Raw genomic sequence first — 15016 nt, 5'->3', positions numbered from 1 at the left:
CCCTTGGGCCACCGCCGTCTCGGTGCTGAGCATGAGGGAGAAGGAAGCGAGTGTGGCGACGGCGGTCGCCCTCGCTCTGCGCCGGCCAGATTTGCCTGGCGGGAACAAGCGAGGGGCGCGCGCCCAATGTCTGCGCATGGGTAGGCCCTTAACTTATGCGATGCTTACAAGAGCTTCGCGAGCCTGCCCGATGAGGGCACATCAGTTCCACTTCAGGTTGATCACTTTATCGGATCTTTACCTGTGGAGAGGAACCACCTACCTCGGCGTCACACGCCGGACGCCTCGACGACGTTCCGGATGGCGTCGGCCACCGTGCCCTTGAGCCCGTCGCCGGACTTCGCGAGCGTGACGTTCCCAGCATTCTTCGCGCCGTCGACGACCACGAACGAGATCTTCTGGTGCTTGGCCGCCTGCGCCTCGGCGACCTCCACCTGCGGCGCGCCGACCGCCAGGACGACGGAGCACTGCCGCTGGAGCAGGCTGTTGAGGAACGGCAGTGCGTTCGCCGCCGTCTGCTCGCCCGTCACCGGCACGTAGTTCACCCGCACCCGGGTGTCGCCGGACGCCTCCTGCATGCCCTGCCACACGGTCGCGGCGGTCGTGCCCGCCATGACGCCCTTGTCGTCGGTCAGCAGGCAGGCGTTGAAGTTCTTGTACTGCCGCGCCCTCGGGTCCGGCGGCGTCGGCTTCTGGTCGCCGACGAACAGCCAGACCCCGACCAGCCCGAGCACGAGCACGGCGACGCTCCCGGCCACCCAGGCCCACCGCCCGCGAAACGCCCCGCCATCGGTCAGCAGTCGGGCCGCGCCGGCCACGATCGGGCCCCGAGACCCGGTGGACTTGGCGGAGTTCGGGGCTTTTCGCCAGGTACGCCGGGTCTTCACGTCACCTCACCGGCCTTCGTCAGGTCCACGGGCCGCGACCCGGGCTCCCTGTCGGGGGCGGACCGGGCGAGCAGGCAGTGGACCGCCGCACCGACCGTGCAGGCCAGCAGCAGCACGAGGTCCGCCGCGAACTGCACCCCGTGGGTCTCGTCCGGCGTCCGCTCGACCTGCACCAACCAGGCGGCGGCGAGGGCCGTGAACCCCGCGAACACCAGCCAGGCGCTCGCCGTACGCCGCCGCACCGCGATGACCAGGGCGGGCACGGGGCTCAGCAGCCCGAGAGTGGCGACCGGCACGAGGGCCAGCAGCACGCGGGGAACCATCGCTCTGGACGGCGGGCCCACTTGGCCGGCCGACAAGGCCACGGCTGGCTTCACGATCTGATTCCTCTCGGGACGTACACGCACACCTGCTCGGGTCGCCGTACGGTACATTCCGCCCCGCCCCCGGTCGTCGCCGGGGGCCCTTTCGGCGCGCAGGGAGGCCGGGTCAGGCTGCGGCATGCCCTGAAGGCGCGCGGCATCGGCTATGTGCCGGCCGTCGCCTGTTCCGCCCGTTCGCTGATCGACCGCGGCCGCACCCTTGTCCGCGCGGACACCGTCGTCGGCCGTCTGCCACGGCCTGGCAGCGGCGCAGCGCCGGCGACAGCGCGCATGCCCGCGCCACTACGACAGGGCCCGGGGCCACCTCGGCACCGACGACCACCGCCACCTGCTGATCCGCCGCAACCGCACCACCGGCGAAGCCGCCTTCCACCTCTGCTGGTCACCCACCGCGGTGACGCCGGCCGAACCGGTCCGCATCGGCACCACCCGGCCCGTGGCAGCGAGCCGATCGCTTGACCGTCCCGGACCGCAGAGCACGCGGACCGCCCGCGTCCCACATCTGCCGCCACCGCCGCAGCGGGCGGACGCTGACCCGCAGATCCTCGGCGGTCACCGAGCTCGTCTCGCCCCGGGCGAACCGCTCGGCAGCCTGGAGCCGCAACTCCTCGCGGAACTGCTGCCGTTCGACAGCCAATCCGCCCCCTTGTGGATTCCGCATGCATCGGTGATGCCGCACGGGCGACGAACGGTCAGCCCCTACGACACCACGAGTCCAATCTCAGACGTCGGTTCGTCAGTTGACGTCCGTTTCTGGCGGCTAGTCCATCAGGGGTCGGTGGCGGGCGATTTCTCTGCGCGCGGTGGAGTCGGCCGACTCGGGAACTGCGAGATGGGCTGTGGCGTCCGAGCTGTCGTGAAGGAAGAAATCAAGGGTCTTGCTGGTTTCCTTGTCGCCGGTCTGGGTGCCTCAGTGGCGCTGCTGGCCTGGGCACCGCTGGCGAGGGTCAATGTGGAGGGCGGATTCGACGGGCGTCACCAGGACCTCAGCGTGCTCTACGTGGACCTGCCGCTCGTCGCCGCGGGGGGTGCCCTGGTGGCGCTCGCCTTCTGGTCGCTCGCCTTGCGCCGGTTCCATCGCCCGTGGCTCGCCGCCCTGGTCTCGGTCACCGCGATCGCCCTGGGGATCTGGGGTCTGACGAGCTGGTGGGCTCCCTATCAGGCACCTGAGTTCGCCAACTGAGGCCGTGATTCATTTCCCTTGGTGTCTATTTGACGTCGCCTGATGGTGTGGGTTCGGGCGGATTCTGCCGGTCCGCAGCTGATGGTCTGCTGGTGTGACGGGGTGAGTGAACGCACGCCGTACCCGAGCGCCCCGACTGCGGGAGGCCGAGACCCACCTCGAACACCTCGCGATCACGCGGAAGACCGTCACAGCCCTCGCCGACCGGCTCCCGGCCGTCCCACCGGACCTGCCCGAGCACCCGGACTACCCCCGCATCCTCGGTGTCTTCAACGATGCGACCGGACCGCTACGAGCCCGGGACGTCTGCGAAGCCCTCGACCACGAACTGCTGCCGAAGAACATCGGGAGCACTCGCGCCAAGCTGAAACGCCTGGGCAAAGTCGGCATCCTCACCGAGCTAGACGTTGGCAGCTTCACCAGGAAGCAGTAGCCGTCCAGCACCACGGCCAGCAGCCTCGCCGGGAAACGGTCAACAGCTCACGAACCGCCCTCTCAGCAGTTCATCCGGGTGGCAGTGCTCAGCGTCTTGTGGAAGAACGTGGTCGGACGGAGGGTGCCCGAGGGGTCGGCGGCGTAGTCGGGGACGGTGCCGAGCGGGGTCCAGCCCGTGGTGCGGTAGAGGTGCTCGGCGGCGCCGCCGGTCTGGGTGTCCAGCATCAGCAGGGTGCGGCCGCCGGCGCGGGCGGACTCCTCGGCCGTGGTCAGGAGCCGGCGGGCGGTGCCGCGGCCCCGGGCGGCGCGATGGACCAGGAGCTTGGCGATCTCGGCGCGGTGGCGGCCGTTGGGCGAGGTCTCGCATCTGAGCTGGACGGTGCCTATGAGGTGGTCGCCGTCGTGGGCGGTCCAGAGGATCACGCCTTCGTCGGCGAGGTGGGGCGCCAGGGACGTCCACCAGGCGGCGGCCTGCGCGGAGGTGAGGGACGCGGTGAAGCCCACGGACGCCCCGTCGTCCACGGCGTCGAGGAGGAGCGCGGCGAGGCCGGGGGCCGCGGCGGGCAGGTCTTCGGGCGTGAGGCGGGTGACGGTGAGGTCGTCGGTCATCACAGCTCCCTGTGCACCTTCGAGTTGGACGCCTGAGCCCGGGGGCGGACGACGAGGAGGTCGATGTTGACGTGGGGCGGGCGGGTGACGGCCCAGGTGATGGTGTCGGCCACGTCGTCGGCGGTGAGGGGATCGGTCACGCCGGCGTAGACCTTGGTGGCCTTGTCGGTGTCGCCCCGGAAGCGGGTGGTGGCGAATTCGTCCGTCTTGACCATGCCGGGGGCGACCTCGATCACGCGGACCGGAGTGCCCACGATCTCCAGGCGAAGGGTCTCCGCGAGGACGTGCTCGCCGTGCTTGGCGGCGACGTAACCGCCGCCGCCTTCGTAGGTGCTGAGACCGGCGGTGGAGGAGAGAATCACGACGGTGCCGTCCCCGCTCGCGGTGAGGGCGGGGAGCAGCGCCTGGGTGATGTTGAGCGTGCCGATGACGTTGACCTCGTACATGCGGCGCCAGTCGGCGGGGTCGCCGCTGGCGACCGGATCGGCGCCGAGGGCGCCGCCCGCGTTGTTCACGAGGACGTCGCAGCGGTCGAGGGATGCGGCGAAGGAGTCGACGGCCGGGCGGTCGGTCACGTCGAGCGCGTACGCCGTGGCCCGGTGGCCGGCGGCGGTGAGTTCCGCGGCCAGGGCTTCGATGCGGTCCTTGCGGCGGGCGGTGAGGACGACGTGATGACCGGCGGCGGCCAGCTGACGCCCGGTGGCCGCGCCGATGCCGCTGCTTGCTCCGGTGACGACGGCGACGGGGGTGACGGGGGTGGCGGGGGGCCCAGCGGTGCTCATGCCTCAGCTCCTTGCACGTGTGATCGATGGTGATCGACGTGACGCCAGAATAGATCGAGGGGACGCGCCGGAACTGGCCGACAATCGCACTTAATTCCGGGCGTATGGATATCTTCTGCCTATGTCTGTGATGCGTAGGGCGTTGTCGGCCGGAGCCGCAGCGGTGTTGTTGTTGACCGGATCGGGCGCCGCGAGCGCTGGTGGTGGCGGGGCTGTCCCGCCGGAGTCGGACGTGGCGCACCACGGCCATGTCACGCTGAGCGACGGGCGGCTCAGGATCTCGCTGACCACCCGGAACCACGGGCCGGACGACCTCCAGGACGTGACCGTACGGCTCTCGCTGTCGGCGAACCCGGCCGGTGCTCCCCGACTGCCGCGCGAATGTCTGCGCGTCGGCGAGCGGGACGTGCTCTGTGCCATGGGGCCGCTGCGGGCGGACGGCCTCGGCAGCAGAGTCCGCCTGGACCTGCGGGTGGCCGGTCTTCCGCACGAAGTCGTCGTACGGGTCGGCACGGTGTGGAACGGCGGTGCGAGCGACCGGAACTCTGAGAACAACGAGCACCGGGTCCTGGCGCCGGCCACCGGCGACCAGTACGTGTTCTGACGCCCGTTCGCCCTGTCTCGTCTCGTCTCGCCCCGGCCCTGCCCCGTGTCGCCCGGCCCCGCCTCGCTGCGGGCTGTGCCGGTCACCACGCCGTCCGGTGGCCGGCGGCCCAGGCGATGTAGCCGTCGGGGCGGACGAGGAGTGCGGTGCGCCGGTCCGTCGTCCAGTGGGCCCGGACGACGGGCCCGGGGGCGGCCGGGGTGTCGGGCGCCGGACCGGAGGGGCCCACGAGCACGAAGGTGCCCTCGCGGAGGAGTTCGTAGAGCCGACCCTCCGCGAGTCGCAGGTCGGGAGCGCGCCGGCCGGTGAGGCGGTGGGAGCCGCGCGGCCCGCCGTACGAGATGCCGATACCCGAGATCATGCCCATCGCCTTGGTGGCGGCGGGCCGGACCGAGTTCAGGAAGAGGGCGGCGAGTGAGCGGACCGCGCGCTGGAGCGGATTGTGTGCCATGGCCAGGCGCACCAGGGCGCCGCTGCTGCGCAGGACCGCCGCGCCGACCGGATGGCGCTCCGACTCGTAGGTGTCGAGCAGGGTTTCGGGGTCAGGTGTGTGGCCACGGATCACGGAGGCGAGCTTCCAGGAGAGGTTCGCCGCGTCCTGCAGGCCGGTGTTCATGCCCTGGCCGCCCGCGGGTGAGTGCGCATGCGCGGCGTCACCGGCGAGGAAGACGCGGCCCTTGCGGTAGGCGGGAGCCTGGCGCTCATCGCTGTGGAAGCGGGAGATCCAGCGGGCGTCGTGCATGCCGAAGTCGGTGCCGAGGGCGCGGCGGGCGATCTCGCGTACTTCGTCGAGGTCGACGGGCTCGCTGTCGGACGCCTGGCGGCGGCGGTTCCAGCCCATGACCCGGTACCAGCCGTCGCCGAAGGGGGCGATGAAGGCGAAGGTGTCACCCGCGCCGTTGACCGTGAGGAGGTCTGCGGGCTCTTCGGCGAGCTTCACATCCGCGAGCACGATGGACTTGATCACGGACACGCCGGGGAAGGGCAGTCCGATCGCCTTGCGCACGGTGCTGTGTACGCCGTCGGTGCCGACCGCGTATCGCGCGCGGAGGGTGGTGTGCGCGCCGGTCGCGTCCTGGACCCGGGCGGTGACGGAGGCGCCCGACTGGTCCAGGCCCGTGAGCTCCGTCCCGTAGCGAAAGGTGACGCCGGCGGCCAGGGCGCGGCGCTCCAGAAGCTTCTCCACCTCGTACTGAGGGGTGATGAGAAGGAACGGGAAGCGGGAGGGCAGCCTCGACAGGTCGAGGGACAGGCGCCGGAACAGTCTCAGGCCGGTGATCGCGGTACCGGTCGCCACCAGTTCGTCGGCCAGATCGCGGGCGTCCAGGAGCTCCAGGGTGCGGGCGTGCACGCCGAAGGCGCGGGTGATGTTGCTCGTCTCGTGCGGTCGGCGCTCCAGGACCGTGACGGCGATGCCCGCGGAAGCGAGATCGCCCGCGAGCAGCATGCCGGTGGGGCCCGCGCCGACGACGATCACGTCGGTGTCGAAGGCCGGTTCCGGCGCCGGGCGGGGGAGGCCGGGGGCCGTGCTTCCGGTGCGGGGCGTGCCGATCATGACTGCCTCCTTGATCCGGGCGCTCGAAAGCCACGCCGCTGGTCGATGGCTTTGGTCAACGCTTGTTGGTCAACGCTTGTTGGCAAATGTAGACCCGGTGACTCTGGCGTGTCAACGGTTGTTGGCATACAGTTGTTGGCATGACGACGGAAGCACCGATGGGACCACGTCGCTCCGATGCCACGCGGGCCGCGATCCTCGAAGCCGCCCGCGAGCGCTTCGCGGCCGACGGGTACGAGCGCGCCACGATCCGCGCCATCGCGCGGGACGCGGGGATCGATCCCTCGATGGTCATGCGCTACTACGGGAACAAGGAGGGTCTCTTCGCCGCCGCTTCCGAGTTCGACCTGAGGCTTCCGGAGTTCGGCGCCCTCCCCGCCCGGCACGCCGGTGCCGTCCTCGTCTCCCATTTCCTCGACCGCTGGGAGCAGGACGATGTGCTGATGGCGCTGCTGCGCGCGGCCGTCACCCACAACGCGGCCGCGGAGCGCGCTCGCACGATCTTCCGCGACCAGCTGGGGCCCATAGCCATGGCCCTGTGCCCCGATCCGGCGGAGGCACCGCGGCGGGCCGCGCTCATCGCCTCACAGATACTCGGCATGGCGCTGGCGCGATATGTGCTGCGCCTTCCGCCGGCCGTCGAGATGACCCGTGAGGAGGTCGTCGGCTGGCTCGCTCCGACGGTGCAGCGCTATCTGACGGAGGAATCGCCCAGAAGCCCGGTGGGGGAGTAGCCCTCGGGCAAGTCCGAGCCGGCTCTGCCGTCAGATATGTCCGAGGCACGGCTCAGCCATGTCGGGCGGTCTCATGTCCGGCGGTCTACGGATCGCGCTCCTGCGGCGGCCGATGGTGTAGGCGGGCGGCGGGAGGCGGGCGCCTGTGCCCGTCCCCGCGGTCGTATCGCCGCGGTGGGCGAGGCGCTGCTGTCGCCTGTCGCGAGGCTCAGGTTGTCGGGGGCGGGTCGCGGAACCGGCCGGGGAGCGGTGCTGACGCGGTGTCGCCGGCCGCGCCGCGGCGTCACGCTCCGCCGGTGCGGAGGGCGTCGGCGACGATGGCCTCCAGACGGGAGTGGTGCGCACCGCGCCAGTAGACGCGGCCGCACGCCGTGCACTGCGCGAAGACGTCATAGGTCCGCTGCGTGCCCTGGTGCAGCTGCTCCTGGACGGTGTCCTTGTCCGCGTCCTTCAGTGGCCCGTTGCAGGCGGTGCAGCGGGTCCACGGGGCGAGCGCCGGTGCGAACCGCTCGAGCACGTCCTGCAGTTGGTCGTCCGGCCGGTCGCTGTAGACGTACGCGCCCGCCCAGATCTCACGGCGCCGCAGCAGCCCGCGGTCACGGGACAGCAGCACCCGACGCTCCTTCGCGGAGAGCGTGGCGAGCGCGGGATCACCGATGTCCTCGTTCTCGTACGCCGCGTCGACGCCGAGCAGGCGGAGCCGCCGGGCGAGCGTGCCGAGGTGGACGTCGAGGAGGAAGCGGAGCGGAGCGCCGGGGACCTGCTGAGGGCGGTCCACGCCGCAGACCTCGACATGCTCCCCGTGGGCCGGAATGTGCGAGACCGGGACCTGGCGGCCGTCGACCAGCAGCCGGCCCGCCTCGGTCAGCGGCACGCCCAGCGATTCCACGACGTGGCCGAGGGTCGAGGAGCCGTCGGTGGCCAGGGCCCGGGGCCCCGGGCGGTAGTCCGACGGGATGAAAAGCCGCAGCTCGGGGGCGACCTCAATGGTGATCTCCGGTCTGTTCACATCGCCCAGCATGTCATCGGGCGTGCGGGACCGGCCAACGCTTTCGGCGCTGTGGTCTGGGCCCGTTGGCGCCGTCGGCACGGTGTGATCCTGTCGGCCACGGCGTGCACGCCCCGCCCGCCCCTCCTTGCCGCCGTTCCCCGGCCGACGCCTGCGCGGGCTTCCCCCACCCCGCCCCACTCGCCCCACTCGCCCCTTCCCGGAACCGGGCCTCCGCCCCGGACCCCCCGCGCCTCAAACGCCGACGAGGCTTCAGAGGACCGGGTGCCGGCACCTGGCGCCGCCCGCCACGCGGCGGAGCCGCACATCGGTACAACGGGAAGGGGGCGGGGTCGGAACGGCCCCGCCAGCGGCCGCTCGTCCCGTGCCGCTGCAACCGCAGCGGCTCCCGCTCGTCCCGTGCCGCAGCCATCGCAGCGCCCGTCCGCACCCGCAGTCCGGCGCCGTCGGGGAGGTCTGCGCCGCCCCGCCGCCCGGCGCCGTCGGGGAGGTCTCCGCCGCCCCGCCGTCCTGTGCCGCAGCCATCGCAGCGCCCGTCCGCACCCGCAGTCCGGCACCGCCGGGAACGTCTGCGCCGCCCCGCCGCCCCGTTGCGCGGGCTGCGTTCAGGCCGGCGCCGGCCCCAGGGGTACCAGGTCGAGGCACCAGTCGTTGGAGCGCAGGAGGTTGCCCGGCGGGTACTCGAAGTCGCATTCGCCGACGAGGACGAACCCCACCTTCCTGCACACCGCGTTCGAGGGCCCGTTGGCCACGGAGGGGAAGGCGTGCAGAAAGCGGTGCTTGCGCTCGGCCTTTGCCGCCTCGACCACCGCCCGCGTCCCGGCTGTCGCGATCCCCCGGCCCTGGAAGCCCGGCAGAACGCTCCAGCCCGTCTCGTAGACCTGCTCGTCCTCCCAGGTCTGCTCCCAGAAGCCGACGGTCCCGGCGGGCTCGCCGCCCTCCCCGTCCCCGGTGTCCACGACGATGCGGAACATCCGGCCGCGTCCTGTGCGGTCGGCGCTCATCTCGACGTACCGGCGATGGCGGGTGAAGAGCTGATCCTCCGTCTCCGGGCCGCCGAGGTGGTTCATCAGCGCCGGCGCGTTCGCCGCGCGGAGCAGTCCCAGGTCCTCCTCCGACCAGGGCACGATCCGTACCGGTGTCGTCTTGCCGTCCATGTCCGCACTGTAGGGCGAGGGTCCGACAGCGGGCCCGGCCGCCGCCTACCGTTCGGCCCTGGTGTACGCCGACGGGGGGACTCCCACCATGGCGGTGAAGTCCCTTACGAGATGCGCCTGGTCGCTGTAGCCCAGCTCGTCGGCGAGCGCTGCCCAGTCGGGGCCGCCGGCCGGTCCACCGGACTTCTCCGCGCGCTCCAGCGCCTCATGGATGCGGTAGCGCAGGACGACCCACTTGGGTCCCACGCCGACGTACGACGCGAACAGGCGTTGCAGGGAGCGGACCGACAGGCCCTCCGCGGCGGCGAGTTCGGTGACGCGCCGCACGGAGCGGCCTGGGTGCGGGCCTTGACCGCGCTGCGGCGCGCGACCCTTAGGACGCGGACCGCCTCGACGACGCCGTCCCGGCTCTTGGGGATCCCGGTGGCCCGACCGGACAGCACGGCCGTCGCGGCAGCGTAGGCATCGATCGGGTCGGACTTGCCCTTCATCCGCCGTGTCTTGCGGTCCGGCCGGTCGACGTCGATAACCGTGACCCCGGCGGCGGTCAGCACCCGCGCGAGTTCGGCGCCGTAGGCGCCGGTGCCCTCCACCCCGACCGCGACCGGCGTGCCGTGCGTGCGCATCCAGTCCAGCAGGTCCCGATAGCCGCGGATGGTGGCGGGGAACTCCCGGTCGGCCAGGTGCCGGCTGATCTGATCGATCACGGCCGCGTGGTGGGTCAGGCCGTGGGTGTCGACTCCGCCGGTGATCTGCGGGCCGTCGTGCGTCATGCTGGTCATGTCCGTCCTTGTGGCGTGTCCGTTCCGAGGGCGGCACGCGCCGGTCGGGCGGGTGGACAAGACAGTGACGGGGCTTCTGGACCAAGCTCCTATAAAGTCACAAACGCCCGTCCGGCCGCGTGCGTGGTGACGCCCGGCGAGCCGACAAATCCCAAACAGGACAGTCGAGACGTCAGTCAGTCGGAGGGTCAGACCCACCAGCAACGTCACCACGTCACATCCTCACTGTCAGTCGTACACGCCCGACCCGGTCGTGGTCGGCGACGTGCTCGGTGCCTTCGGGAAGCTCGCTCCCACGGGGCGGCAGATGGGCGTTTTCGGTGCGGAGTTCCCGCTGCCGGACGGCGGCGCGGGGGCGTCCGAGTTCGATCGTCTGCTGGCTCTGACCGGCCGCGACCCGGGATGGCGGCGGCCGTAGTCCATGCCGCTGCCGGGCGGCGGTCACGGCACGGTCGACGGCCGCTGTTCGCTCCGAATGGTCCGTGGGATCCGGACGGCCGCCTTCCTCAGCGGCGCGCCGGGGCCGGTCCCGCGGGGACGTGGACGGCCACCTGTGGGTGGTCGCGTTCACCGTGGACTGCGGCCGGACCATGGCCGGACCACCGGCATCGGCGTCGCACACGGCCGCCCGAGCCCGTCTCCGTACACCCTCCCGACGCGTCCCGTTGAGCTCACGGCTCACCACCGGTGGGCGGACGACGGACGGAGACGTGGACGTGGCACGAGCGCGTGTGGGTGTGGCCGTACTGACCATGGGCACGCGCCCCGCGGAACTGCGGGCGCTGCTCGACTCGGTGGCCGCGCAGGACCTGCCGGCGACTCGCGTGGTCGTCGTCTCCAACGGCGCGCCCCTGCCGGAACTCCCGTCCGGCGTCACCGGTGTCGAACTTCCCGAGAACCTGGGCGTGTCCGGCGGCCGCAACGTCGCCATGGAACGGCTGCGGGACTTCGGGGACGTCGACGTCCTCGTCGACCTGGACGACGACGGACTGCTCATCGAGCGGGACGTGTTCAGCCGGATCGCGGCCATGTACGACGCGGACGACGCGCTGGGCGTCGTCAGTTTCCGTATCGCCGACGAGACCGGGTTCACTCAGCAGCGGCACGTCCCCCGCATCGGCAGGACCGATCCGTTGCGCGGCGGGCAGGTGACCACCTTCCTCGGCGGCGGGCATGCCCTGTCGATGCGGATGCTGGAGCGGGTCGGCGGCTGGCCGGAGGACTTCTTCTTCACCCACGAGGAGACCGACCTCGCCTGGCGTGCCCTCGACGACGGCTGGAAGATCCTCTACGCCCCCGAGCTGGTGCTCCAGCATCCCCGGACCGCGCCCACCCGGCACGGCGTCTACTACCGGATGACCGCCCGCAATCGTGTCTGGCTGGCGAAGCGGAACCTTCCGGCGGTCCTGGTGCCGCTCTATCTGGGCGCCTGGACGGCCCTCACCTTGGCCCGCACTCGGTCGGCACCGGGGCTGCGGGCGTGGTTCGGGGGGTTCGCGGAAGGGGTTCGCAAGCCCTGCGGGGCGCGTCGGCCGATGCGCTGGAGCACGGTCTGGCTGATGGCCCGGCTGGGCCGCCCTCCGGTGATCTGACCGTCGGCGAACCGACGGGTGGTGAACCCGACGGGGGGTGACCTGGCCGGCGGTGTACGGACCGGCGGTGACCTGACCGGTGGCGCATCGAACAGCGGTGACCTGACCGGTGGCGCACCGGCCAGCGGCAAACCGAACGGCGGCAAACCGAACGGCGGCAAAACCGAACGGCGGCAAACCGGACGGCGATGATCCGGCCGCAAGTGATCCGACCGGCTACCGAAGGTGACCAGACCGGCTGGGGAGCGGCGCCGTAAGGGAACCGTCATGTCCTACGGCGCCCGCGGGCGCTCGCCAGGGCCTTGAATGGAGATCCGGCAGAGATACTTTCGGATTCGTTCGAGGAGGCGGGGATGGGGCGCGTACGCAGGGCTCTGAGCAGACCGGTGGGTGTGGTGGCGCTGGTGCTGATGGTTGTGGTGGCGGCCGCGGGGCTGTACTGGTTCCAGCCGTGGAAGATCTGGCAGGACGAGACCGTGGAGGAGGCGCTGCCGGGGATCGTCGAGGCTCCTGCAGCGTCGCCCACGACCGGGTCCGCCGAGAGCCCGCCGCCGTCAACGCCGCCGTCCACCGCGCCGTCCGCGCCGCCGACGGGTCCAAAGACGCTCGCGGACGGCGAGCTGATCAGTCACGAGCACACGACGACCGGTTCCGTGCGGCTGCTGCGCCTGCCCGACGGCTCGCACACGCTGCGGCTGGAGAACCTGGACACGAGCAACGGCCCCGACCTGCGCGTCTGGTTGACCGACGCTCCCGTCAAGGAGGGCCGGGCCGGCTGGCACGTCTTCGACGACGGGGCGTACGTCAGTCTCGGCAAGCTCAAGGGGAACAAGGGCGACCAGAACTACGTCCTGCCCGCCGATGTCGACCCCGCCGACTTCACCAGCGTCAGCATCTGGTGCGACCGGTTCAACGTGTCCTTCGGCGCGGCGGAACTCACCCGCACCTGAGCGGCGGCGTATACCCCCGGTCCGCGACGCGAACCGCCCCCGGGCGGGGCGCGCCGCGTCAGGCGCGCCTGACGCGGCGTGGACGCCCCCGGGCCGCTGGAAGCGTCTGACGGGCGGCGCGGACACGCAGAGTGAGGGATGGGCGAGCACATGAACGTGCGGCCGGGGCAAGCTCACTCAGGCCACGCATGCCACCGGCGCCGGTGGCATACCCGAACGCCGGCGGGGACGTACGGCGCGGTGGCGCTGGGAGCGCCGAGGACGTGGGAGTCGCGGCGGGCTCAGGGCCAGACCAGGCAGTACGGCTGATGCCCCGCCTCATGCAACCGATGGCTGAAGTCCTGCCATTCGTGCAGCAGTTGATAGACGTTGAACGCGTCCCGCGGGCCCCCGCGGTCCGGGACCGTCGACCATATGAACGCCGCCGCGCCCACCGACTCCTCGCCGATGCCGCGCAGCGGGTCGACCACGGTCATCGGCAGCTTCACCACCGCGTAGTCGGGGTGCAGCACCACCAGCTCCAGCGGGGGCACCTTGTTCAGCGGCATGCCCTGGATACCGGTCAGCACCATTGCCGCTATGGTCTCCGGCTTGATCTTGGTGAACATCCCGCCCATGCCGAGCTCGTCACCGCCGAGTTCCTCGGGGCGCATCGAGATCGGCACCCGCGCGGCAGTGGCCCCGTCGGGCGCGCCGAAATACTTGTAGGTCACCCCCACTCGGCCGCTCCTGCCTCCCGCGGGCTCATCCCCTTCGCCTCGCCGGTGCTTTCCGCGCCGGGCAGGCTCAGGACCCAGGTCGTCGGTCCCCTCGCCCAGTCCGCCACCGCGATGCATATCTCCACCCGACCACTCGCAGCCCCCGCCGCGCAACCCGATCATCGTGACAGTGACCTCCCCCACGAACGTGCGGTGAAACACCTGTCCACCAGATCCGTCCGAGCCTCTGAGACCATGGATTCCGTGAGCTTTCCCTATGACGCCCCAGTTTCGCAGACGCTTTTCGACCGCGCGTCCCTCGTGACGCCCGGCGGCGTGAACTCTCCTGTCCGTGCTTTCCGTGCTGTGGGCGGTACGCCCCGGTTCATGGTGTCCGGTACCGGTCCGTACCTCACCGATGCCGACGGGCGAGAGTACGTCGACCTCGTGTGCTCGTGGGGACCGATGATCCTCGGCCATTCCCATCCGGCCGTCATCGAGGCGGTGCAGGCCGCGGTGGCGCGCGGCACCTCGTTCGGTACGCCCGGCGAGGGCGAGGTCGCCCTCGCCGAGGAGATCGTGGCGCGTGTCGCGCCGGTCGAGCAGGTTCGGCTGGTTTCGAGCGGTACGGAAGCGACGATGTCCGCCATCCGTCTGGCCCGCGGCTTCACCGGGCGGTCCAAGGTCATCAAGTTCGCCGGCTGCTACCACGGACACGTGGACGCCCTGCTGGCCGCGGCCGGGTCCGGTGTGGCGACGTTCGGCCTGCCCGACACGCCCGGGGTGACGGGCGCGCAGGCCGGCGACACGATCGTGCTGCCGTACAACGACCTCGAGGCGGTGCACGCCGCGTTCCACGCCAACGCCGGCGAGATCGCCTGTGTGATCACCGAGGCGTCGCCCGGCAACATGGGCGTGGTCCCGCCGCGCCCCGGCTTCAACGAGGGCCTCAGGGCCGCCTGTGCGCAGAACGGCGCGCTGTACATCTCCGACGAGGTGATGACCGGTTTCCGCACCTCGAAGGCCGGCTGGTACGGCGTCGACGGTGTCGCACCCGACCTGATGACCTTCGGCAAGGTCATGGGCGGCGGCTTCCCCGCCGCGGCCTTCGGCGGTCGCGAGGACGTCATGGCGCACCTCGCCCCGGCTGGCCCGGTGTACCAGGCGGGCACGCTCTCCGGTAACCCGGTGGCCACCGCCGCGGGTCTCGCGCAGCTCAGGCTCCTCGACGACGCCGCGTACGAGAAGGTGGACGCGGTCTCGCAGGAGATCCGGACCCTGGTGACCGACGCGCTCACCAAGGAAGGCGTCGCCCACCGGCTCCAGACGGCGAGCAACATGTTCTCCGTCTTCTTCACGGCGACCGAGGTCAGGGACTACGAGGACGCGAAGAAGCAGGAGGCGTTCCGCTTCAACGCGTTCTTCCACTCGATGCTGTCCCAGGGCGTCTACCTGCCGCCGTCCGCCTTCGAGTCGTGGTTCGTCTCCACGGCCCACGACGAGCGGGCGATCGAGCGGATCGCCGCCGCGCTGCCCGCGGCCGCGCGCGCCGCCGCGGAGGCCACCTCCTAATGACGTTGTCAACTCGCAGAAGCAGCGGAGAGTCCATGGTCGTAGCACCGTCCGTCACGGATCAGGGCCCACAGGACGTTGACT

General features: G+C 71.3%; 17 protein-coding genes and 2 pseudogenes. 8 read left to right on the top strand and 11 right to left on the bottom strand.

Annotation, left to right across the window (positions count from 1 at the left end):
• Nucleotides 1–269: 269 nt before the first annotated feature.
• The 3 genes from AB0903_RS25095 to AB0903_RS25085 all read right to left on the bottom strand — a co-directional run bounded on the left by AB0903_RS25095 (nt 270) and on the right by AB0903_RS25085 (nt 1907).
• A complete protein-coding gene (locus AB0903_RS25095; protein WP_366706387.1) occupies nt 270–758 on the bottom strand; it encodes a BMP family ABC transporter substrate-binding protein in 489 nt (162 codons plus the stop codon).
• Between the two features lie 125 nt (nt 759–883).
• Nucleotides 884–1264 (bottom strand): hypothetical protein, encoded by a 381-nt coding sequence (locus AB0903_RS25090; protein ID WP_366706385.1) that lies wholly within the window; start codon nt 1262–1264, stop codon nt 884–886.
• Nucleotides 1265–1652: 388 nt separating this feature from the next.
• On the bottom strand, nt 1653–1907 hold the full coding sequence (locus AB0903_RS25085) for a helix-turn-helix domain-containing protein (protein ID WP_366706383.1): 255 nt from the start codon (nt 1905–1907) through the stop codon (nt 1653–1655).
• Nucleotides 1908–2126: 219 nt separating this feature from the next.
• Here AB0903_RS25085 and AB0903_RS25080 point away from each other — a divergent pair, with 219 nt between their 5' ends.
• Both AB0903_RS25080 and AB0903_RS25075 read left to right on the top strand, forming a co-directional pair.
• Nucleotides 2127–2453, top strand: coding sequence for a hypothetical protein (locus tag AB0903_RS25080; protein WP_366706381.1), 327 nt, complete (start codon nt 2127–2129; stop codon nt 2451–2453).
• A 106-nt stretch (nt 2454–2559) separates the two neighbouring features.
• Nucleotides 2560–2886 carry a hypothetical protein gene (locus AB0903_RS25075; RefSeq protein WP_366706379.1) on the top strand — a complete coding sequence of 109 codons (327 nt, stop codon included), beginning with the start codon at nt 2560–2562 and terminating at the stop codon, nt 2884–2886.
• A gap of 62 nt (nt 2887–2948) precedes the next feature.
• Here the strand turns inward: AB0903_RS25075 and AB0903_RS25070 are convergent, their stop codons facing one another.
• Nucleotides 2949–3497: a GNAT family N-acetyltransferase gene (locus AB0903_RS25070; protein WP_366706377.1), complete on the bottom strand. Its 549-nt coding sequence runs from the start codon at nt 3495–3497 to the stop codon at nt 2949–2951.
• Nucleotides 3497–4279, bottom strand: a complete 783-nt coding sequence (locus AB0903_RS25065; RefSeq protein ID WP_366706376.1) for an SDR family NAD(P)-dependent oxidoreductase — start codon at nt 4277–4279, stop codon at nt 3497–3499. The genes AB0903_RS25070 and AB0903_RS25065 overlap by 1 nt, the downstream gene beginning before the upstream one ends.
• A gap of 121 nt (nt 4280–4400) precedes the next feature.
• On the opposite strand from AB0903_RS25065, the gene AB0903_RS25060 reads away from it, so the two are divergent.
• Nucleotides 4401–4883, top strand: coding sequence for a hypothetical protein (locus AB0903_RS25060; RefSeq protein ID WP_366706374.1), 483 nt, complete (start codon nt 4401–4403; stop codon nt 4881–4883).
• Between the two features lie 82 nt (nt 4884–4965).
• Here the strand turns inward: AB0903_RS25060 and AB0903_RS25055 are convergent, their stop codons facing one another.
• On the bottom strand, nt 4966–6438 hold the full coding sequence (locus AB0903_RS25055; RefSeq protein WP_366706372.1) for an FAD-dependent monooxygenase: 1473 nt from the start codon (nt 6436–6438) through the stop codon (nt 4966–4968).
• 140 nt (nt 6439–6578) lie between these two features.
• Here AB0903_RS25055 and AB0903_RS25050 point away from each other — a divergent pair, with 140 nt between their 5' ends.
• Entirely contained in the window at nt 6579–7172 is a 594-nt protein-coding gene (locus AB0903_RS25050; RefSeq protein WP_366706370.1) for a TetR family transcriptional regulator, read from the top strand.
• Between the two features lie 283 nt (nt 7173–7455).
• Here the strand turns inward: AB0903_RS25050 and AB0903_RS25045 are convergent, their stop codons facing one another.
• The 4 genes and pseudogenes from AB0903_RS25045 to AB0903_RS25030 all read right to left on the bottom strand — a co-directional run.
• A complete protein-coding gene (locus tag AB0903_RS25045; protein WP_366706368.1) occupies nt 7456–8181 on the bottom strand; it encodes a Mut7-C RNAse domain-containing protein in 726 nt (241 codons plus the stop codon).
• Between the two features lie 605 nt (nt 8182–8786).
• Nucleotides 8787–9338, bottom strand: coding sequence for a GNAT family N-acetyltransferase (locus AB0903_RS25040; protein ID WP_366706366.1), 552 nt, complete (start codon nt 9336–9338; stop codon nt 8787–8789).
• 45 nt (nt 9339–9383) lie between these two features.
• Nucleotides 9384–9671, bottom strand: a pseudogene (locus AB0903_RS25035) (helix-turn-helix domain-containing protein); the annotation flags it as partial.
• Between the two features lie 59 nt (nt 9672–9730).
• Nucleotides 9731–10111 (bottom strand): annotated as a pseudogene (locus tag AB0903_RS25030) (transposase); the annotation flags it as partial.
• A gap of 262 nt (nt 10112–10373) precedes the next feature.
• Between AB0903_RS25030 and AB0903_RS25025 the strand changes: the two are divergent.
• From AB0903_RS25025 to AB0903_RS25015, 3 genes are all read left to right on the top strand, one after another.
• Nucleotides 10374–10538 (top strand): hypothetical protein, encoded by a 165-nt coding sequence (locus AB0903_RS25025; RefSeq protein ID WP_366706364.1) that lies wholly within the window; start codon nt 10374–10376, stop codon nt 10536–10538.
• A 298-nt stretch (nt 10539–10836) separates the two neighbouring features.
• Entirely contained in the window at nt 10837–11712 is an 876-nt protein-coding gene (locus tag AB0903_RS25020; RefSeq protein ID WP_366706362.1) for a glycosyltransferase family 2 protein, read from the top strand.
• A 353-nt stretch (nt 11713–12065) separates the two neighbouring features.
• The gene (locus tag AB0903_RS25015; protein WP_366706360.1) at nt 12066–12662 is read left to right on the top strand and encodes a DM13 domain-containing protein; all 597 of its coding nucleotides are present in this window, start codon (nt 12066–12068) and stop codon (nt 12660–12662) included.
• A 281-nt stretch (nt 12663–12943) separates the two neighbouring features.
• Here AB0903_RS25015 and AB0903_RS25010 read toward each other — a convergent pair whose 3' ends face one another.
• The gene (locus AB0903_RS25010) at nt 12944–13498 is read right to left on the bottom strand and encodes a hypothetical protein (RefSeq protein ID WP_182327717.1); all 555 of its coding nucleotides are present in this window, start codon (nt 13496–13498) and stop codon (nt 12944–12946) included.
• A gap of 117 nt (nt 13499–13615) precedes the next feature.
• Here AB0903_RS25010 and hemL point away from each other — a divergent pair, with 117 nt between their 5' ends.
• Complete coding sequence (hemL, locus tag AB0903_RS25005) at nt 13616–14932, top strand: glutamate-1-semialdehyde 2,1-aminomutase (protein WP_366706358.1); 1317 nt, start codon at nt 13616–13618, stop codon at nt 14930–14932.
• Nucleotides 14933–15016: the final 84 nt, after the last annotated feature.

The organism is Streptomyces sp. NPDC048389 (genome assembly GCF_040706335.1).
Lineage (GTDB): Bacteria > Actinomycetota > Actinomycetes > Streptomycetales > Streptomycetaceae > Streptomyces.
The sequence above is the reverse complement of the archived record's forward strand: the minus strand, read 5'-3'. Positions and strand labels throughout refer to the sequence as shown.